Origin of the sequence: Thalassotalea ponticola (genome assembly GCF_041379045.1) — a bacterium.
In the GTDB taxonomy this organism is placed as follows: domain Bacteria; phylum Pseudomonadota; class Gammaproteobacteria; order Enterobacterales; family Alteromonadaceae; genus Thalassotalea_A; species Thalassotalea_A ponticola.
Map to the genome: position 1 here is coordinate 2,167,435 of NZ_CP166871.1, position 19,656 is coordinate 2,187,090.

General features: G+C 44.5%; 18 protein-coding genes. 4 read left to right on the forward strand and 14 right to left on the reverse strand.

The features are described 5' to 3' along the window. Positions 1-349: 349 nt before the first annotated feature. The gene (locus ACAY30_RS09340; RefSeq protein WP_290251107.1) at positions 350-889 is read left to right on the forward strand and encodes a CIA30 family protein; all 540 of its coding nucleotides are present in this window, start codon (positions 350-352) and stop codon (positions 887-889) included. Between the two features lie 62 nt (positions 890-951). Here ACAY30_RS09340 and ACAY30_RS09345 read toward each other — a convergent pair whose 3' ends face one another. Further along, entirely contained in the window at positions 952-3,183 is a 2,232-nt protein-coding gene (locus ACAY30_RS09345; protein ID WP_290251108.1) for a prolyl oligopeptidase family protein, read from the reverse strand. A 405-nt stretch (positions 3,184-3,588) separates the two neighbouring features. Between ACAY30_RS09345 and ACAY30_RS09350 the strand changes: the two genes are divergently transcribed. Then, positions 3,589-4,131, forward strand: coding sequence for a peroxiredoxin-like family protein (locus tag ACAY30_RS09350; protein WP_290251109.1), 543 nt, complete (start codon positions 3,589-3,591; stop codon positions 4,129-4,131). Positions 4,132-4,222: 91 nt separating this feature from the next. Here ACAY30_RS09350 and ACAY30_RS09355 read toward each other — a convergent pair whose 3' ends face one another. The 5 genes from ACAY30_RS09355 to sucC form a co-directional block, all read right to left on the reverse strand. Beyond that, complete coding sequence (locus ACAY30_RS09355; RefSeq protein ID WP_290251110.1) at positions 4,223-4,714, reverse strand: hypothetical protein; 492 nt, start codon at positions 4,712-4,714, stop codon at positions 4,223-4,225. Positions 4,715-4,869: 155 nt separating this feature from the next. Next, positions 4,870-5,340 carry a GNAT family N-acetyltransferase gene (locus ACAY30_RS09360; RefSeq protein ID WP_290251111.1) on the reverse strand — a complete coding sequence of 157 codons (471 nt, stop codon included), beginning with the start codon at positions 5,338-5,340 and terminating at the stop codon, positions 4,870-4,872. Positions 5,341-5,628: 288 nt separating this feature from the next. Continuing rightward, complete coding sequence (locus tag ACAY30_RS09365; RefSeq protein WP_290251112.1) at positions 5,629-5,886, reverse strand: DUF2999 family protein; 258 nt, start codon at positions 5,884-5,886, stop codon at positions 5,629-5,631. A 113-nt stretch (positions 5,887-5,999) separates the two neighbouring features. Continuing rightward, the gene (gene sucD, locus ACAY30_RS09370; protein WP_290251113.1) at positions 6,000-6,872 is read right to left on the reverse strand and encodes a succinate--CoA ligase subunit alpha; all 873 of its coding nucleotides are present in this window, start codon (positions 6,870-6,872) and stop codon (positions 6,000-6,002) included. Next, positions 6,872-8,038, reverse strand: coding sequence for an ADP-forming succinate--CoA ligase subunit beta (gene sucC, locus ACAY30_RS09375; protein ID WP_290251114.1), 1,167 nt, complete (start codon positions 8,036-8,038; stop codon positions 6,872-6,874). The genes sucD and sucC overlap by 1 nt, the downstream gene beginning before the upstream one ends. Before the next feature lie 358 nt (positions 8,039-8,396). Between sucC and ACAY30_RS09380 the strand changes: the two genes are divergently transcribed. After that, positions 8,397-8,951 (forward strand): outer membrane beta-barrel protein, encoded by a 555-nt coding sequence (locus ACAY30_RS09380; protein ID WP_290251115.1) that lies wholly within the window; start codon positions 8,397-8,399, stop codon positions 8,949-8,951. Between the two features lie 141 nt (positions 8,952-9,092). On the opposite strand, the gene ACAY30_RS09385 is transcribed toward ACAY30_RS09380, so the two are convergent. From ACAY30_RS09385 to ACAY30_RS09400, 4 genes are all read right to left on the reverse strand, one after another. Beyond that, complete coding sequence (locus ACAY30_RS09385) at positions 9,093-9,377, reverse strand: hypothetical protein (protein ID WP_290251116.1); 285 nt, start codon at positions 9,375-9,377, stop codon at positions 9,093-9,095. 384 nt (positions 9,378-9,761) lie between these two features. Beyond that, positions 9,762-9,929: a DUF2986 domain-containing protein gene (locus ACAY30_RS09390; protein WP_290251117.1), complete on the reverse strand. Its 168-nt coding sequence runs from the start codon at positions 9,927-9,929 to the stop codon at positions 9,762-9,764. A 32-nt stretch (positions 9,930-9,961) separates the two neighbouring features. Beyond that, on the reverse strand, positions 9,962-10,741 hold the full coding sequence (locus tag ACAY30_RS09395) for a cytochrome b/b6 domain-containing protein (protein WP_290251118.1): 780 nt from the start codon (positions 10,739-10,741) through the stop codon (positions 9,962-9,964). A 229-nt stretch (positions 10,742-10,970) separates the two neighbouring features. Continuing rightward, entirely contained in the window at positions 10,971-11,279 is a 309-nt protein-coding gene (locus tag ACAY30_RS09400; protein WP_290251119.1) for a hypothetical protein, read from the reverse strand. A gap of 172 nt (positions 11,280-11,451) precedes the next feature. Here ACAY30_RS09400 and ACAY30_RS09405 point away from each other — a divergent pair, with 172 nt between their 5' ends. Further along, complete coding sequence (locus ACAY30_RS09405; protein WP_290251120.1) at positions 11,452-12,132, forward strand: DUF4377 domain-containing protein; 681 nt, start codon at positions 11,452-11,454, stop codon at positions 12,130-12,132. A gap of 50 nt (positions 12,133-12,182) precedes the next feature. Here ACAY30_RS09405 and ACAY30_RS09410 read toward each other — a convergent pair whose 3' ends face one another. From ACAY30_RS09410 to odhB, 4 genes are all read right to left on the reverse strand, one after another. Then, positions 12,183-13,745, reverse strand: a complete 1,563-nt coding sequence (locus tag ACAY30_RS09410) for a tetratricopeptide repeat-containing sulfotransferase family protein (RefSeq protein ID WP_290251121.1) — start codon at positions 13,743-13,745, stop codon at positions 12,183-12,185. A 5-nt stretch (positions 13,746-13,750) separates the two neighbouring features. Continuing rightward, entirely contained in the window at positions 13,751-15,019 is a 1,269-nt protein-coding gene (locus tag ACAY30_RS09415; protein WP_290251122.1) for an amidohydrolase family protein, read from the reverse strand. A 95-nt stretch (positions 15,020-15,114) separates the two neighbouring features. Next, positions 15,115-17,565 carry a TonB-dependent receptor gene (locus ACAY30_RS09420; RefSeq protein WP_290251123.1) on the reverse strand — a complete coding sequence of 817 codons (2,451 nt, stop codon included), beginning with the start codon at positions 17,563-17,565 and terminating at the stop codon, positions 15,115-15,117. A 598-nt stretch (positions 17,566-18,163) separates the two neighbouring features. Next, entirely contained in the window at positions 18,164-19,651 is a 1,488-nt protein-coding gene (gene odhB / locus ACAY30_RS09425) for a 2-oxoglutarate dehydrogenase complex dihydrolipoyllysine-residue succinyltransferase (RefSeq protein ID WP_290251124.1), read from the reverse strand. Positions 19,652-19,656: the final 5 nt, after the last annotated feature.

A 19,656-nucleotide genomic window follows, 5' to 3' on the forward strand; every position in this document is an offset into this window, starting at 1 on the left:
AAAATGGGTGATATTTAGAATAACAACGCATTATATCAACTGCGCAGTAAATTAAAATATCCGGTTAATTGATTCGCCAATAAAAACTAGCAAAAACACCACCACTTGCGCGGAATTTTTGTATTTTTTGCTACAACTGATGGCTTTGTGATAACCAAACGAGCTACCTGTCGTAAGTAAATAGGTATGACCGAAACCCTTCATGTGATTCTTGTTATAGCACATGATAGGTGCCTCGCCATGCTTTACTGCTATTATTAACGTTAAAATTAACGAGCAATTGTTGTTTTAGCGCACCGCTTGTTCATGTAAAGCAATCCAATAATGGTGAACGGTCGTAAATATAACTATGAAAACACTTGTCGCGCTACTTTATTTGGTACTGTTTTTTATGGCTAACAGCTTTGCCCAGCAACAAAACGCCATTACCTCTCTGCCTTGGCGCGTTGTTAATGATGGCGTGATGGGTGGCTTGTCGCAAAGTAGCATTGCAGTAAACGGCGATCACATGCAATTCTCGGGACGTGTGTCGCTTGATAATAATGGCGGTTTTGCGTCGGTGAGAACCCCGTTACGGCCCACCTCTGCCAGTGATATCGTGCAACTTCGCATTCGAGGTGATGGCAACACTTATCAGTTTCGACTGCGCATGAGTGCCAGCTATGACGGCCCCGCCTACGTGGCGAAATTTATGACCCAAGCTAACTCCTGGCAAACCGTCACCTTGCGGGCTGAAGATTTTAACTTGCAGTTTAGAGGGCGCCCCATTAGCAATGGTCCGCAATTGAGTTTTGCGCGGGTGGAACAAGTCGGTTTTTTAATCGCCGACAAACAACAGGGCGACTTTTCCCTCGATATTGCCGCAATCGACTTTTTAACCTCGATTTAAATAGGCAACCGCAAAAAAAAAAAGACCGCGCTAATGCGCGGCCTTACTAGCGTTTACAACGCTTATTTACTTGGCTTGTCTAACGACTCTATCCCCATGTTGTACAAGGTAAAGCCGAAGATATCTGCATATTGCTCTATGCTTTTACTCACTGGCGTACCCGCCCCATGACCGGCATTGGTTTCAATGCGAATCAAAGTTGGTGCATCGCCCACTTGTTTTGCTTGCAGTTGGGCCGCAAATTTAAACGAATGTGCGGGTACCACGCGATCGTCATGATCCGCTGTGGTGATCATGGTTGCAGGATATTCAATGTCTGCCTTGACGTTGTGAACCGGCGAGTATCCCCACAAGTACTTAAACATTTCTTCACTTTGCTCGGATGTACCGTAATCGTATGCCCAACCCGCACCAGCGGTGAAGGTGTGATATCTCAACATATCCAATACCCCAACCGCAGGTAAGGCTACTTTCATCAGATCGGGACGTTGAGTCATCACCGCGCCGACCAACAAGCCACCATTTGAACCGCCACGAACGGCGAGATAATCACTTGAGGTATAGTTTTCATTGATCAGGTATTCACCGGCAGCAATGAAATCATCAAACACATTTTGCTTTTTCAACTGCGTTCCAGCTAAATGCCACTTCTTGCCGTATTCACCACCACCGCGTAAATTTGCGACAGCGTAAATACCGCCCTGCTCCATCCAAACCGCGTTGGCAACAGAAAAGCTCGGTGTCAAACTGACATTAAAGCCGCCGTAACCGTATAAAATAGTCGGGTTACTACCGTCGAGTTTTAAACCCTTCTTATGGCTGATGATCATCGGTACTTTGGTACCGTCTTTTGAGGTGTAAAATACCTGTTTAGACACAAACTCATCGCTGTTTATTTTCGCTTTTGATGCCATATAAACCGATGAATCACCAGTTTTTGTATCAAACGCATAGATTGTCGATGGCGTGGTGTAATTGTTAAATGAGTAGTACAGCGATTGCTGATCTTTTTTACCCGTCAAGCCACGTACCGTACCAACACCTGGAAGTGTTATCTCGCGTACTTGCTTACCATTCATATCGTATTGATACACTTTAGAAATGGCATCAACCATGTACTCTGCAAAGATGTAACCACCACCAACGGTCGGCGATAACACGTGTTCTGTTTCAGCGATGACGTCTTGCCAGTTATCACTGGTTGGGTTTTTAGCATCCACCTTAACGACCTTCATATTAGGTGCATCTAAGTTGGTCACCAAATAAAGTGTTTCGCCGTCGCTATCTAACAAATAAGTATCTGATTTGTTGTGATCTAAAATTGTCACCAATGGGCTATCTGGTTTGGTTAGGTCTTTTAAGTACAGGTCATTGCCCGAGGTCGATACAGCACCCGAAATCAGTAAATAACGACCGTCTTCTGTGACCTGGCCTGACACATAGCGACGTTTTTGCGCATCCGTACCACCAAATACCAAAACGTCTTTACTTTGCGGCTCACCTAGCTTGTGGAAGTACAGTTTGTGCTGATCGGTTTTTGCCGAAAGCTCACTTCCCTCTGGTTTGTCGTAACTAGAGTAGTAGAAGCCTTCGTTGTTGCGCCAAGAAATGCCTGAAAACTTAACGTCAACTAACGTGTCGCCAACTTGCTCACCTGTCGCGGTATCGATAACGATAATTTTTCGCCAATCACTACCGCCCTCAGAGATTGCGTAAGCAGCCAGAGAGCCGTCTTTTGAAAAGCTAATTGACGACATTGATGTGGTGCCATCTTCGCTAAAAGTATTTGGGTCGAGAAATACTTGTTCATTGCCTTCTGCATCTTGGCGATACAGGACGTATTGGTTTTGAAGACCGTCGTTCTTATAGTAGTACTGATAATCGCCTTCGATAAATGGGCTACTGACTTTTTCGTAGTTCCACAGCTCTTGTAAACGTTGTTTCAGTTGCTCGCGATATGGAATTTGTTCAAGGTAATCAAAGGTTACCTCGTTTTGCGCTTTTACCCAATTACCGGTTTCAACACTGCGATCATCTTCTAACCAACGGTACGGATCGGCCACTTCGGTGCCGTAGTACACATCAACCACTTCACCTTTGCGGGTTTCTGGATATTTAAGGGCAAAGGCTTTACCAACAGAGCTAGCACTTGCTTGCTGAGAATCTTGATTGTCTTGTTTTTGCTCTACGACTTGTTCGCTGGCCTGCGTTTGTACGTTGTTTTGTTGCTTGTTATTGTCACCGCAAGCAGCCAAAAGCGCGGCACTAACGGATAAAGCTATATATTTTTTCATCGGTATAATTTATATCGTTATGGATGGTGGTAACAGAATATAACTGATTGAAACAAATGTCTAACCAAGTGTATAACACCAACTAACATCTGAGTAACAAGCATTGTGTGTTCGCGGTGTCATTTTTATCTTCTTTATGCGCGACCTTTGTTGTTCGTTAGTATTTGTTTTTATTTTACTTTTAAATTACTACCGTTTTTTTCACACTAGGTTACTAAAAGTATACTGATTGATAAATCCGCAGACCTTCCTAGTATTTAACACAGCTTTGATGGCATAAATGTTCGACGATGGAGTAAGTTTTTTTCTATCGACAACCGATAAACGAGCTGACTCCCTATACACAGAAAAATGACTATAAACGCTTTTAGGCGATCGTTAATAAACACTTTTTATGGAGATATCATGACTGCAGATTTCACCAACAAATTGCATGCGGGATCTGACTTTCCCATTATTGAGGCGACACTGCTAAGTGGCGAAGTGAGAACGCTATCAACGCCGGAAAATGGCTTAGACTGGACTATGGTGGTTGTTTATCGAGGTCAACATTGTCCGCTGTGCACTCGATATTTAAACCAACTCGAAAGCTTAAGGGAAGATTTTGCCAATACTGGTGTTGATCTAATTGCCATATCAGGCGACAGCAAGGAACAGCTGGAAAGCCATATGGAAAAACTCAATATTAGCTTTGCTATTGCTTATGGCTTAACACTTGAGCAAATGAAGGCGCTTGGTTTGTACATTTCAGATCCGCGATCGCCACAAGAAACAGATCACCCGTTTGCAGAACCTGGGTTGTTTGTGGTTAATAACGAAGGCAAGGTTCACGTGGTTGATATATCCAACAACCCCTTTGTTAGACCCGAGTTGACGGCGTTAGCAAATGGCTTAGCTTGGATTCGCAACCCAGATAACAATTACCCCATTCGGGGTATGCACAAATAAAAATAAACAAACGCAATGCGTTTTATATCCACTGTGACCAGAATGAAAATAATCCCCTTACGACATGGTGGATATCCGTGTATTTAAACAGTTACAGTTGATTTACCTGTTTAGTCGCGCTGTTGTTAATGTTAAATCGAGCCATCCAATTGAACACTGCAACCCAAATAATTGGTAATATTAAAATTTCAAAAAACACACCAACCGCGCCCACATCGCCATTTATTAATGTTTGCTCAATGAATCTGAGCAGACCATATGGAGAGAGAGGCATTGCGTTAATATTGCCGTGAAACATCATAGAAAACATAACCGTCAACGCAAGGCACAGCCATTTTCTTGCTACTTCGTAGTGATAAATCAATAATGCAGGGATCAAGGCGGCGATACCAAGAGCAAAGAAGTTCTTGATAATATGGATTACATGGCTATTAACACCCATCTTAAGCCACGCTGTAGCATCAACCGTTGCGGTTATACCGATAGCCGTGATTGAAAATGCGTAATAACACATGCCGATACAAAGACTGAATAATATTAACTGGATAAACGGCAGTACTTTTAAATTGCTGTATCTATTCATTCATCTCTTCTTTGGATATTCACCGACATTTGCACCCTTACCGGTATGGCATCAACATTTTATGGCGCCGCTTAAAACGATATTTTAGGTGCCTTGTGGATTTTTTCGTTGGTGATAAAGCTTTCTGTCACCGAACTTATGACCACTAAATGTTGTTATATCAGTTTGTCTTGCAAATGTCTTGTCATGAAGTGACTATGCGGATCGTGTTTATAGTGTGCAAATGGTCCGCAATAAGTGAAACCGAATTTTTCGTACAGGTTTCGGGCCGGTCGAAAGAAGTCTTGAGTTCCCGTTTCCAAACTGACTTGCCGATATCCCCGTTCAATAGCCACATTTAGCGCGTGCGTTAAAAGCTTAGTAGCAACACCCGATTGACGAGCAGAGCTCGATGTTCTCATCGATTTCAATTCGATGTGATCCGGGGTTAGTTGTTTTATCGCAACACAACCTTGTAGTTCACTGCCAAACCAACCACTAAAAAAGGTAATGTTAGGTGACTTCAGGGCATCAATATCCAAAGCATGGACGCTTTCGGGTGGTGATGTTGCGTACATATCAGCTAAGTGTTCTTCGAGTAGCTTGATCACCTCGCCACCCGATAAATCATCAATCTTTATTTCCATATATTGAAACCTTGTTTTATTGTCAGACCTATTTATGGTTGTGACATAGCTGAGTAAATTTTACTCACCCTAAGCGAGCGTATGCCGCTTTCCTCTAGTCATCCTAATGCTATCTAAGGCAAAGTCAAATAGCGCTGCGCATAGAACAATAAGCGTCGTTTTAGCTAACTAGTTTCCCTACAATTAAAAAAGGACCTAACGTGTTAGGTCCTTTTACATTTACAACAGCTACAGCGCTGTGCTCTTGTGATTGGTGCTGGCCAGACGCCATAACGCCATGAGCCAAGGCTAGCGCGGCTGTTGCAGTGTCTGCTTGGCTTTTTCTAACGCTTGCTCATCTAATCCCAACTCTTTCACAGCGTCACTGATAAGGCTAGGGTTGGTCATTACTTGCATCATGACAGGTTGCAGTTTTTCTTGTTCGATGCCCAGCTCCGCAATGCTCGCCATTGCCATTAGTGGGTTTTGAGTCATCTGCTCGAATAACGCAGCGATTTTTTCGTCGCTGATATTTTCTTGTTTAAGTAAGGCAATAATAGGATTCATAACTATTCCTCAATTTAACAAAAACAAAAGGCCGCTAATGCGACCTTTTTAAAACAGTATGCTATAGGTTGCTAACCACCACAGTAATCATCAACCTATGCGCGGTAATCAAATTACCAACCTGTTTTCTCTTTTAGTGCAGAACCGATGTCAGCAAGAGAACGTACAGTTTTAACGCCTGCCGCTTCTAGGGCTGCGAATTTCTCATCAGCAGTACCTTTACCACCAGCGATGATAGCGCCAGCATGCCCCATGCGCTTACCTGGAGGAGCAGTAACACCAGCGATGTAAGAAACTACCGGCTTAGTTACATTTTCTTTAATGTATTCTGCTGCTTCTTCTTCAGCCGTACCACCAATTTCACCAATCATTACGATTGCTTCAGTTTGTGGATCGTTTTCAAACATCTCTAGTACGTCGATGAAGTTAGTACCTGGAATTGGGTCACCACCAATACCAACACACGTTGATTGACCAAAACCAGCATCGGTAGTTTGCTTAACCGCTTCATAAGTAAGCGTACCTGAGCGAGATACGATACCTACTTTACCTGGCTTGTGGATGTGACCTGGCATGATACCAATCTTACATTCGCCTGGCGTGATAACACCTGGACAGTTTGGACCAATCATGCGAACGCCAGTTTCTTCTAGCTTAACTTTAACGTCAAGCATGTCTAGCGTAGGGATACCTTCAGTGATGGTAACGATTAACTCGATACCCGCATCGATAGCTTCTAAGATCGCATCTTTACAGAAAGGTGCTGGAACGTAGATAACAGTCGCTGTAGCGCCAGTTGCTTCAACCGCTTCACGAACGGTGTTGAATACAGGAAGACCTAAGTGCTCTTGACCGCCTTTACCTGGTGATACACCACCAACCATTTGCGTACCGTAAGCAATCGCTTGCTCTGAGTGGAAAGTACCTTGACCACCAGTGAAACCTTGACAGATTACTTTGGTATCTTTGTTAATTAATACAGACATTATTTGCCCTCCGCAGCAGCAACAACTTTCTCAGCCGCGTCAGTTAGAGACTCAGCAGCGATTACGTTTACGTCAGAGTTAGCTAGAACTTCACGACCAGCTTCTGCGTTAGTACCTTCAAGACGCACAACAACAGGTACTTTAACACCAACTTCTTTAACAGCAGCGATGATACCTTCAGCGATCATGTCACAACGAACGATACCACCAAAGATGTTTACTAGTACTGCTTTTACGTTGTCATCAGAAAGGATGATTTTGAATGCTTCTGCTACACGCTCTTTCGTTGCACCACCACCAACATCAAGGAAGTTAGCTGGCTTACCGCCGTGTAGGTTTACGATATCCATGGTACCCATCGCAAGACCAGCGCCGTTAACCATACAACCAACGTTACCGTCTAGGGCTACGTAGTTTAATTCCCACTGAGCTGCGTGTGCTTCACGCTCGTCTTCTTGTGAAGGATCGTGCATTGCACGGATTTTTGGTTGACGGAATAAGGCGTTTGAGTCAACACCAATTTTGCCGTCTAAACAGTGTAAGTTACCTTGCTCAGTGATCACTAGCGGGTTGATTTCTAGTAATGCGAAATCGTGATCGATAAACATGTTACCTAAGCCCATGAAGATTTTTACAAATTGCTTCATTTGCGTTGGGTTAAGGCCTAGTTTGAAACCTAACTCACGCGCTTGATATGCTTGTGGACCAACTAATGGGTCGATAGCAGCTTTGTGAATTAAGTGAGGCGTTTCTTCTGCAACGGTTTCGATGTCTACACCACCTTCGGTTGAAGCCATAAATACAACACGACGAGTCGCGCGATCAACAACTGCACCTAGGTATAATTCATTAGCGATATCAGTACAGCTTTCAACTAAGATTTTTGCTACCGGCTGACCATTTGCATCTGTTTGGTAAGTAACTAAGTTTTTACCTAACCAGTGTTGTGCAAACTCTTTGATTTCTTCTTTCGAGCTAACTAGCTTAACACCGCCAGCTTTACCGCGACCACCTGCGTGAACTTGAGCTTTAACAACCCACATATTACCGCCGATTTTATCAGCAGCCTCTGCAGCTTCTTGAGGGGTATCGCATGCGAAACCTTCAGAAACTGGTAAACCATATTCAGCGAATAATTGTTTCGCTTGATACTCATGCAAATTCATGGTGTTTCCCAATTGCTTTTTTGAAATGAACTAAGTGCCTAACCTGAAGTTAAAATACAAGGCTCGCACTTAACGACTATAATTTTGGCGCTGATTATATAGAGAAACGACATTAGTTTAAACCCCCTTGTTACAGTTTCCTCAGCATCTGTTACAAAGCGGACAACACTAATACAAACGAAGGATTCATCGCATTTAGCTGGCCTTTATACTGGCGGGTTAATAAGCTACCCCCTGCGCGTTGAGTACAGCTAATTTGATAAATTTAACGTTAAAACAAAACCCAATACTTGCGCTAAGATGTGATTACCATTACCTTGGGCGATGCATAATTACCAATAAGAAAGGAAGCTAATCAATGAAACCCCTATTTTACTCACTTCTAACCTGTGCAGCGTTATCGTCTTTTACCGCGACCGCTGAGCCAACAACTCAACATCAGCCAATATATGACGCATCATGGGCAGTAGGGATTGGTAGCTATGGTTTGACCATAGAGCCCGATGACAATGACTATGCAGAAGATGAATTTTACGGCTATAACCTATCACTGACTTATGCGTCAGTTGATCACATCGCTGTTAGAGCGGCCCTTTACGATACTGAACACGATGATTTGTCTGATCTTGAGTTATCGGGTCTCGAACTGCAACTTCTCGCTGGTACTGGTTTGCGAAACAACGGTTTTAAAGCCTATGGTTTGCTTGGCTTTTATTCGGAGACAATGGAACTTGCGTCTTTTGAAGAGGATTTTAGCGGCTTTCAACTGGGCGGAGGAATTGGCTATCACTGGCCACAGGTGAGTCTCGATTTAAGTGTCGCGTTTCGCTCAACGTCTGATTATGAAGACTTCGCCGAGCTAAATGATGTAATGGCAACATCATCTTCTTTAAACATCGCCTATCGCTTTTAACTCTAGACAATTGAGCCTTCTATAACAGCATGACTAAATAAAACGGCACTAGGATTTAACTCAGTGCCGTTTTATTTAGTCATGCTGTATTATCCCTCGCAACATTATAAGCGGTAGTAATGTCTGCGATAACTTACCGTATTATTTACTCAACAAGTTTTTCAGTATACCGACGATAGCTAATAACACACCACCACCGACGCCACCACTCGCAACACTGCCAATGATACTGCCAAGATCCATACCGCCGGATCCTGTCGCCATACCAAGCATCGCTAAAATTTGCCCGCCTAAACCACCGCCAACAATACCGGCAAGTGAATTACCTAGCGTGCCGAGCGATATGTTTTTAAATAAGCCACCGGCAACGTTACCGCCAACGGCACCACTTATGAGCTGAATAATTAATGGTAATAATGTTTCCATCTTTGTTTCCTCTTAATCAAAAACGAATCGATGCAAACGCACAACATGCACCTTCAATATCACGGTTTCACTGTGTCCCGTAACCTTTGTGAAAGCTAACGCTGTAATCAGCACACATTTTACTAGGCTCTGTGCTAACTGGCTTTAATACTTAATAAAATTCCCTTAACCACCGTACTAAAAGGCTAGTCGCGATGGCAATAAAATCAACTTTTATTAAAAATTAAGCGATAAAAACAAGCATCTATGGGCAGGAAACCTGTGCTTTGTTGAGGAATAAACCACAATTTGGTTCTATAGACGGACCTTTAACGGCGCAGGGCGCAACAATCGGCCAATTAGATGTTAGAGACGATATAGCCAATTCAATCGATAGCAATTACCCTAAGCGCCTTGCTCGTCAGAATTTTGGCGCTCAGCATCTTGCTGTTGGGCGATTTTTTCGCGCTCAGCTTTTGAAATATATTTGGGTTTATTGCGTTTGTGTAATTTTGCGTTAGCTTTTTTCTGTTTCGCTAACAGCGTTGATTTAATCTTCTTTTTTCGATTCATTATCTGCTCTCACGCGTCTGCTACAGCGGTGATTATAACTTTGGTTTGTTGTTCTTTGGCTCGTCTACGGGCTTGCCTTTGATAAATTTTTCGCCGTTAATCATCGCTGAAACGATACCATTTTTTTCTTTAAATTCACTAATAACAACAGCAACGATATGCATTGTAATGGCGATTAACAACAAATAAAAACTGAACACATGGATGGAAATAATGGGCTTGCGCCACTCTCGCATTCGCGCGTACGCGGCTTGATCAACCCCTTGCTTTGAGCCGGGAACCAAGCCCTCAAGCGCTTGGTGGTCTTCGCCAGAATTTGTGACCTGCTCTGCTATTTCGTGACCAAATGGTGGTAAATACAAATCCGTACCAGCTAATATAAGACCGGTAGATGCCTGCGTGATCAGCAAGACAAACAGTACACTAACCATGATTTTTGCCAGTGGATTGTGACCTGCATAGCTAGGCGCTTTACCTTCGCTAAGCTCGTTGATATAGGATGTCGTTTCCCTTATCGCACCTTTATGCACCGGTATTATCGAAGACCACTTAGCGTAATGGCTGCCAATAAATCCCCAAATCAAACGCCAAATAAGGTTAACAACAAAGACATAGCCGATGTAGACATGTATGGTTTTCAGTAAAATTTTGCCGTCAGCACTCACGCCAAAGCTTTTGCTGTTTAATATCATTAGACCGATAAATATCAGCCCCAAAATACACAGTACATTTAGCCAATGAAAGATTCTGACGTGCCTATCCCACACTTTGTACGAAGTGAGTTTAGGTTGATTATCCGGTTGTTCGTTCATAGCTTCTAACCTTGTCAACGCCGTCAATAACATCGTCATACTCAATAGAAGTATAATGAGGACATGGCGATTACACAAAGCCGTGGGCATGCCAGCACTCTCTTGTAACGAGCACTGAACTAATGTGCTAGGGCGACACATGACGCCGTGCTGAATTCTCCTGAGGGTTAATTCAGGCATTTATCACTCTGCGTCCGGTGTGCTATAACAGCTTTAAGGCGTTAAGGTATTAGTGCTTTAATATTTCAACAATTTCTTTGCTGTGTTCCATCAAGCGAACCCATTTTCCATCGACTTCAATGGTGATAATGCCATCCCTACTGCGCTCAACGATAACGCCTTGTTCATAAATTTCAGGTTCTATAACCGTGCCAACTTGCAATTTCTTTTGCCAGCCCGGTGGCAACGCTTTGCCCTTAGCAACTTTTTTCTGTAGCCCAGGTGGCAGTTGCTTGTGTTCATCTTTTTTGGCGTAAACAACCTGACTTGCCAATAAGGATATAATCGGGATACATAACATAACTAGATGATTGCGCATACAGACTCTCTTTTTAATTTTAATGTTCAAAGTTAACTTACTGACTGTAGGCTAACGCGCGGTAATGATGACACAGTCGTGTTGCTATTTCTAGCTGACGCCATAACTCGAGTACCAGAATCGATTGATGCTAGCTACACTTAAAATCACATAAATCAATTAGAGGCCTGTCATGCTCAAGCTAGGTTTTGTTTTACTGTTCGTCATTGGTGCATGGGGCTGTACCGCGTCTCCCACAACTGATCACCAAATATATTGGGTCAACAGCTACAAAGCCAAATGTGTCGGCGTTGCCCCTCGGTTGTGCTTGCAAATACAACGCGGCGACACCTTAACTGACGATGGATGGCAGTTGTTTTACAACACCATACATGGCTTTGATTATGAACTCGGCTATCTCTACAAAATAGAGGTGAGCAAACAACCCGTTTCCCCTGATAAAATCCCCGCCGATGGCTCTTCGATACGCTATACACTGCGCCGCGTTTTAAGCAAGCAATTCGACAGCACCATAAGACTTAACGATATATGGCTATTAGAGCGCATCAATACCAGTGTAACTGAGCTCAACGGGGAGCCATCGCGGCCGACGATGGAAATTGACTTACAACTTATGCAAATATCCGGTAATGATGGTTGCCACAATTTCACTGCTGATATTATCGCTGTTAACGCAAAACGCATAACGTTCGGCCCAATAGCATCGGCTGACCAAGCCTGTATGAATAAGCACATTGCTCACCAGCTGATAACACACATTCGCGCTACCCAGAGCTATACCCTTAGCGATATGCAATTGTCATTTTTTGATCAGCAAGGTGTTGAGCTATTGCGCTTTAAAAAAATAGACTAACCACGGGTTGTCGTTACAGCAAGGTTGCCCCAAGAAGATTGAACCGGCTTTTAATTAGCGTCCAACGCCTGTGTTAATTGTTGCTGGTAGTGGCGCCAAAAACCGACAGATTTAGCCGTTATCCCATCTCGAACTTGCGCCGCACTTGCCGTCGCGACTGGTGCGCGATTATGTTGTAAATCAAGATAGAGCGGTTGCCAAGTTTCACCAATAAAATCAAACAATTTAGGCGCTTCAACAGCGGGATTATGGACAAAGCTTTCATAGTTGAGGCAATAAATATTGTTAGCAAACAGCTGTTGCCAATAGCCCATCAGTTCGGTGAATAAATGATAATAGCTTTGGCAATCATTGATATCATAGCTGTACTGATAAAACCAAAAGTCTGAGGCAAATAACTGCCGATAGTTACTGATTATCGTATCCTGCTCAGACCGCTGCAAACAAATAACTTTCGCCTTAGGTAAGGCCTGCAAAATAAAGCCAATGTACAGGAAGTTGGTTGGCATTTTATCGATAAAGCGCGGCGTATGCCCGGTGATCGACCGCGTTTTGGCAAGGTAATTACCACCCAGTTGTCGCCAGTCAATACTGTGCGCCGCGTTAATGGTCGCCTCATCAAGTAGCGCAGGCGACGTCACCTGAGTCTGTTGTTTTAGCGCTATAGCAAAGTGTTGCATTTCGCCAGCGGAAAAAATATTGTTCGATTGTGTCAGCAAGCGCTCGATCACCGTAGTCCCGGTGCGAGGCATTCCGACAATAAAAATCGGTTCGTCACTATCACAGCCAGAATCGAGGTTAATTGAGCTCTTATTGAAACTCGCCTTTAACGCTGAAAACAGCTGTTGATCACGGCTAATGTGATAACCGCACTGTGCTTTTTTGCGTTGCTTGGGTTTAGTTAGCAGCTGCCAAGCCTTGGCAAAATCACCCTGATGTTCATATTGCCGAGATAAGCTGTGGGCTAGGTACAAGGTATCATCAGCGTCTGTCGCATGCTGTAAGTACCCCGTTAGTCGTCCTATATCACCAGCAAGTTGGCTTTCGGGCATGCTCGCTAGCCCCCAATACGCCGAATAGAGCTTAGGGTCTTGCGCCAAGGCGCGTCGGTAACTGGCAATGGCTTGTTCAAATTGGCCGTTGAACTTATAAGCCGCCGCTAGATTAACGCAGAGCTGGGCGTGTTGTGGCGTTTGTGGAAGTTTGGCTAGCGCCTGCTCGGCTTGTTCGAAACAGCGAATCGCTTGGAAGTGATCGCCCATTTGACTGAACACAACCCCTAAATCATCCCACTCGGCATAGGTCAGAGCAGCGAGCGTTAGCGCCTGCTGCGCCACGTATTTTGCTTTTACGTGATCGTGCAAGCGCAAATACAATTTTGCCTGCAATACCAGCGGTGCGCCTTGCTTGCTCAGCTGACTGGCTTTTTCGGCAAGCTCTATCGCTTTGACTACATTGTGGTGATCACTGGCTATAATCGCCAGTAAATAATACGCTCTAGCAAACTGTCTATCTTGCTTAAGGATTGTCAACAGGCAGTGATGTGCCTGCTGATATTGCTTCTGCTCGACCAGTGTTAACGCTTTTTGGTACAGGGCGTTTAGTTCAGTCATGATCACTATTGCTTATAAATAATACCGTCTTTCATCACAAAGCTGACGTTTTCAAGGCTGGTAATATCCTCTAAAGGGTTGCGGTCAACGGCAATCAGATCCGCCAACATACCGGCTTTAACTTGACCTAGTTTGTCACTCCATTTTAATAGTGCCGCCGAGTTAATGGTTGCCGCTTGTATCGCTTGTAACTCTGTCATGCCAAATTGAGTCATGCGACTGAGTTGTTTGGCATTATCACCGTGCGGATAAATACCCGCATCGGTGCCCAATACAATTTTGGCTCCCGCTGTTACCGCATTGCGAAAGCTTTCGCGTTGGCGAGTGCCAACTTGCTTCTCTTTATCGATATTCTCTTGTGGCACGCCATTTTTAACACCTTCGCTCAACGTATACTCGGTATTGTAAATATCCATCGATAAGTAAGTGCCGTACTCCTTAGCTAAGGCGATGGTTTGCGGTGTTAAATAGCTGGCGTGCTCAATCGAGTCTACGCCAGCTTTAATGGCAAACTCGATACCTTCTGTACCGTGCGCATGAGCCGCTACCGTGCGACCGTGAGTGTGTGCTTCGTCAACAATCGCCTGCATTTCTTCTAAAGTGTATTGACGTTGACCCACTTTAGTGCCTTTTGAAAAAACACCACCAGTGGCGCAAAATTTAATGACATCAACTTGATACTTTACATTTTTTCGCACTTGCTGGCGCACTTGCCACGGTCCATCGGATACACCGTCGCCTCGCTCTTCAAAGCGATGATTTAGCGAGTTGCGGTCGCAGTGACCACCGGTGATACCAAGCGATGGGCCCGAAACCGCCATGCGAGGCCCCGGTATTTCATTGGCATTAATCGCATTGCGCAACGCCACATCCATATAGTCGGCGGCGCCGACATTGCGAATTGTGGTAAACCCCGCCATAAGGGTCTTTTCTGCGTTAACTACGCCACCGATAGTCGCCCGATGTGGCGACTGAAAATAGCGATCGTGGAATTGTTTCGACAAATGACGCACCACATGGGTGTGCATGTCCATAAGCCCGGGAAGGACGTATTTGTGCTGTAAATCTATTTGCTCTGCCGACGGCGCTGGATTGTTTTTGGAAATGGATAAAATTTTATTGTCGCGAATCAAAATATACTGGTCTTTTTTGATATCGCCATTGGTTACGTCCAATACAAAACCGGCTTTGATCACCTGTTCCGCGGCCCACGCCGACATACTTGAGGCGCTGGTCACTGCGGCTAAAATGGTTGCTTTAATTAGTGTTTTCATTAGCTACTCTGCTTGCCTTTATTGGTTATTTTACTGGGTACAAAAAAATAAGGTACCATACACTGTACGATACCTTATTTTTCATTGCCATTTAATTACAGATCAAATGCGTAATTAAAGCGTAAGCCAACAGTTCTAGGCTTGGTAATGTAATGTCCGTAAACCCGTCCTATTTCTGGTAAGTTCTTGTTTTCTGATTCAAATTGAGCCATACCAGCCCATGACTTATCACGGCGTGTTGCGGTATATGCATACTTGTTAAACAAATTGTCGACATAGAAAGTAACCGACCAAAGATCCCCTGATAGTTTGGCCGATAGGTTGCTTAGCGCATAGCCTGGTAACACTTCGCCATCGGCTTTTAGTCCGACTTTGGTGATCACGTCGCTTTGCGCGGTTAAGCCGTAATAAATATTAAGTAATTTGTCATCGAACACGTCGGTTTGATAATCAACCCCCATCGAAAACTGATGCTCTGGTGCACCTGGTAGGCGGTCGCCGTCTTCACCATCATAAAAGTCTTGAATAGCGCTGCCCTGCTCACCTTTAATACCAAATAAATATGGCGCGTCTGATGTCAACTCTGCTTTCGCATACGAGTAATTGGCATACGCGGTAATGTTATCGCTGAGCACCGAGCGCACCGCCAATTCAACCCCTGTCGAATTTGCTTCACCGGCATTGGCGGTAATAATTTCTTGGCCATTGACTGTGGTGGCTTGAATTTGTGCATCTTGCCAGTCAACGCTAAACAGCGCAGCATTGAGGTGCAGACGATTTTGCAACCACGAACTTTTAACACCTAACTCGTAGTTGGTGGTTAAGTCCGGTTTGTAATCCATCTCATTTGGCAAAGCACAGACTTGAATCGAACCATCATCAGAGCACGGCGTTATGCCATTTGAGCCACCAATGCGATAGCCCTCGCTGACAGTAACATACGTCATCACATCGTCATTAAATTGATAGCTCGCGTTTAACTTAAGCAAGTTGCCATCGTCTTTGGCGTTGCTTGACGACAAGCCGATTTCATTGCTCGAGCTGATTTCACCATTCCAAAACGGCGCCCAGTTCCCCGATTCTGAGTCGATGTCATATTGATAAACTCGGGCTCCGGCGGTGACTTGCAGTTTATCGGTAAGTTGATAAGAAAGCTCACCAAAAAGCGCTGATTCTTCAAGCTTTTGCTTGTTTAAGGCGATGTATTCTAAATCGTACTCAATGTTCGCATACGGCTCATCGCCAAACCAATATTCCGTTAAACCTGGGGTGTATTCGCGGTCATCCGACTGCGACTCGAGTTGGTTGTAGTAATAACCAACAATCCATGAAAACGCCGACTCGCTCTTTGACACAATACGCAATTCTTGGGTAAACGATTGCTCTTCACCTGTGTCTAAGGTGTAGGCGGTAAACGCTGGAAAATCTGCGTAACCAGCCCAAATATCGCCAAACAGCAGATCGGTTTGATCGCGTTGACCACTCTGTTCATACTCAGACCATCCTGACGCCGAAACCAAATCAGCAAAACCTAAATCGAGCTCCATTTCCAAACTCAACAGTTCGTCTGTCTTTTCATTTGGCTCAGCCACGCGGTAAGCCGAATCGTACTTACCGACCAACTCGCTTAATGGATTTTCTTGTGCAATAGACTTGTACTGAACAATCGAGTTACCACCATGAGTCTGGTTTTGATGGAAGTACGTTAAGGTGGCGTCAAACCAATCATTCGGGTTCCAACGCAACGCCACGCGCGAAGTAGTGATTTGCTCATCATTGACATCCTGAAGACCACAGATGTTTTGCTCAACAGCACTCGCATCACTCCAATCAGGATCGGGTAAAGACACTCCAGGCTCACATACCGCAACACTATAATCTACATAGCCCGGCGCACTGTAGTGATTTACGTTTACCCGCACCGCTAGCTCATCTTCAATCAATGGTGTATTGAATACAAAGCCCGCTTCGCCACCTAAGTCCTCACTCTCACTCAAGCTAAACACGTCACCGGTGATCGAGCCCTCGGTAATATCAAGCTCAGCATCGTTTAAGATATAGCGTATCGCACCACCGAGTGTACCGGCGCCGTACAGTGTGCCTTGAGGTCCGATCAACACTTCGACTCGTTCAACATCTTTTAAACGCAAGTCAACCAACATTGGGATTTCGCCGACATAGGTTGCCACTGTGCCACCATCGGCACTGCGCTCAGAAGAGTTGGTATTAAGACCGCGGACAATAATTGACGCCCCCTCTCGACCACCTTGATCAGCAATGGTGAGACCGGGTACCCAGCGAGCAACATCTTCCGCTGATGAAATATTTTGATTGAGCATCACATCGGCATCTAATGCAGAAATATTCATTGGCGCTTCTTGTACGGTCGACGAACGGCGTGAGCCCGTCACCTGAATACGCTCTATAGCAGCAACTGCTTGCGCCTGTGTGTCTTGAGCTAACGCCATTGTCGGTAGTGAAAAAGCACTACTTAATGCCAGATACAGTGCCGACTTAGCAAATACGTGTTTAGAATTCGATGCCATAATGATTACTTCTCCTACTACGATCATTTTTTATCTATTACTCGAATAATCTCTGCCGATGCGAGTGTTTGTCTATTACGCGGTTTATCCGTCACACCATCTTCGCCAACACAAGGCGAAGCACAGTAAAAGCGAACCGATAAGCGCATAATCATTCGAGTAGATAATGCGTGAACACCGCCGATGAGCTTACATACATGATGGGTACAACGCCGTCGCGTTGCGACATATCTCGTCAGCAGCTATCAGCCTAAATTACCTATAGGTAAGTAAATACAGGCATTTATCACTGGCGCTAACACAAAACATATCGCCTTATGTGGCTCGTACCAAAATCAAGGTGCGCATTTATATCACAGATAATTATTCACAAACAAGGATTTTTTATTCAAAAAGTAGATGTTTTTTATCGATGGGGTAAATAGAGCACAAAACAACAGCTCTCGTGCCCAAGAGAATCTAGCTACCTAACACACATAGTCGGGTGATCTGATAGGTACTCAGCTATCAAGCGAGATTGAGAATAGACCTGAAGACAACAAATAATGGACAAAAAAAAACGCGCTCAATGAGCGCGTTTTACAACATTCGTTATCGCTTAGATATCCAACAATAAGCGCGCTGGATCTTCTAATAGTTCTTTAATGGTTACTAAGAAGCCTACTGACTCTTTGCCATCGATTAAGCGGTGATCGTAAGACAATGCCAAGTACATCATCGGACGAATTTCGACTTTGCCATCAATCGCTACTGGACGGTCTTGGATCTTGTGCATACCAAGAATAGCCGTTTGCGGTAAGTTGATGATTGGCGTTGAAATCAGTGAACCAAATACACCACCGTTAGTGATTGTAAAGTTACCACCTTGCATGTCGTCCATGGTTAGCTTGCCATCGCGACCTTTGATCGCTAAGTCTTTAATGCCCTTCTCAATGCCAGCCATGCTTAACGTATCTGCATCACGTAGTACTGGTGTTACCAAGCCGCGAGGAGTCGATACCGCAATCGAGATATCGAAGAAGTTGTGGTAAACGATATCGTCGCCATCAATTGACGCGTTAACTGATGGAAAACGCTTCAATGCTTCAGTTACGGCCTTCACGTAGAACGACATAAAACCTAAGCGCGTATCGTGGGTCTTTTCAAACAAGTCTTTGTATTGCTTGCGAAGATCCATGATTGGCTTCATATCCACTTCATTAAACGTGGTAAGCATTGCCGTTGAATTTTTCGCTTCAAGTAAGCGGTTAGCAATGGTTTTACGCAAACGCGTCATTGGTACGCGTTTTTGGCTACGCTCGCCAGATGCAACAACAGGTGCTGTTGCAGGTGCAGCTGCTTTTGGTGCTGCCGCTGGTGCTTTAGCTGCTGCAAGGTGTGCTTCAACGTCTTCCTTGCTGATGCGACCGCCTTTACCAGTGCCTTTTACTTGGCTCGCTGACAAACCATTCTCAGTAAGCATACGACGTACCGATGGAGAAGCAACGTCATCACCTGATTGTTCGTCGCTTGCTGCGCTTTCATTACTCGGCGCCGAAACAGCACCCGCGTTTAACTGACCAATAACTTGCTCACCCAACACAGTTTCGCCTTCAGCGTGGGTGATTTTACCGATCACACCGTCGTCTTGGGCGACAACTTCAAGCACGACTTTATCGGTTTCAATATCAACTAAGTTTTGATCGCGAGTTACCGTTTCGCCTTCGGCCACATGCCAAGTTGAAATCGTTGCATCAGCAACAGATTCTGGTAATACCGGTACAACGATATCGATCACTTTCGCCGCTGCCGTTGGTGCTGATTCAGTTTGGCTTGCCTTGCTAGGCTCTGCACTTGGTGTGGCAGTATCTGCGTCATCAAGGATAGCAATAACTTGCTCGCCTAATACAGTTGCACCTTCTTCTTCACTGATCGCAGTGATAACACCAGCAGCAGGCGCTGGCACTTCAAGTACCACTTTGTCAGTTTCGATATCGACTAGCACTTGGTCGCGCTCTACCTTATCACCAACTTGAACATGCCAAGTAGCAACGGTTGCATCGGCTACTGACTCTGGTAATACAGGAACCTTAATTTCAGTTGTCATTTTTA

Excerpts from the sequence above, each read along its gene's own strand:
- sucC (WP_290251114.1), bottom strand. The coding sequence starts at position 8,038 with ATGAATTTGCATGAGTATCAAGCGAAACAATTATTCGCTGAATATGGT.
- ACAY30_RS09360 (WP_290251111.1), bottom strand. The coding sequence starts at position 5,340 with ATGGAAATAAAGATTGATGATTTATCGGGTGGCGAGGTGATCAAGCTA.
- ACAY30_RS09340 (WP_290251107.1), top strand. The coding sequence starts at position 350 with ATGAAAACACTTGTCGCGCTACTTTATTTGGTACTGTTTTTTATGGCT.
- ACAY30_RS09415 (WP_290251122.1), bottom strand. The coding sequence starts at position 15,019 with ATGAAAACACTAATTAAAGCAACCATTTTAGCCGCAGTGACCAGCGCC.
- ACAY30_RS09390 (WP_290251117.1), bottom strand. The coding sequence starts at position 9,929 with ATGAATCGAAAAAAGAAGATTAAATCAACGCTGTTAGCGAAACAGAAA.
- ACAY30_RS09350 (WP_290251109.1), top strand. The coding sequence starts at position 3,589 with ATGACTGCAGATTTCACCAACAAATTGCATGCGGGATCTGACTTTCCC.
- ACAY30_RS09385 (WP_290251116.1), bottom strand. The coding sequence starts at position 9,377 with ATGGAAACATTATTACCATTAATTATTCAGCTCATAAGTGGTGCCGTT.
- ACAY30_RS09345 (WP_290251108.1), bottom strand. The coding sequence starts at position 3,183 with ATGAAAAAATATATAGCTTTATCCGTTAGTGCCGCGCTTTTGGCTGCT.
- ACAY30_RS09405 (WP_290251120.1), top strand. The coding sequence starts at position 11,452 with ATGCTCAAGCTAGGTTTTGTTTTACTGTTCGTCATTGGTGCATGGGGC.
- ACAY30_RS09365 (WP_290251112.1), bottom strand. The coding sequence starts at position 5,886 with ATGAATCCTATTATTGCCTTACTTAAACAAGAAAATATCAGCGACGAA.
- ACAY30_RS09380 (WP_290251115.1), top strand. The coding sequence starts at position 8,397 with ATGAAACCCCTATTTTACTCACTTCTAACCTGTGCAGCGTTATCGTCT.
- ACAY30_RS09355 (WP_290251110.1), bottom strand. The coding sequence starts at position 4,714 with ATGAATAGATACAGCAATTTAAAAGTACTGCCGTTTATCCAGTTAATA.
- odhB (WP_290251124.1), bottom strand. The coding sequence starts at position 19,651 with ATGACAACTGAAATTAAGGTTCCTGTATTACCAGAGTCAGTAGCCGAT.
- ACAY30_RS09420 (WP_290251123.1), bottom strand. The coding sequence starts at position 17,565 with ATGGCATCGAATTCTAAACACGTATTTGCTAAGTCGGCACTGTATCTG.
- sucD (WP_290251113.1), bottom strand. The coding sequence starts at position 6,872 with ATGTCTGTATTAATTAACAAAGATACCAAAGTAATCTGTCAAGGTTTC.
- ACAY30_RS09400 (WP_290251119.1), bottom strand. The coding sequence starts at position 11,279 with ATGCGCAATCATCTAGTTATGTTATGTATCCCGATTATATCCTTATTG.
- ACAY30_RS09395 (WP_290251118.1), bottom strand. The coding sequence starts at position 10,741 with ATGAACGAACAACCGGATAATCAACCTAAACTCACTTCGTACAAAGTG.
- ACAY30_RS09410 (WP_290251121.1), bottom strand. The coding sequence starts at position 13,745 with ATGACTGAACTAAACGCCCTGTACCAAAAAGCGTTAACACTGGTCGAG.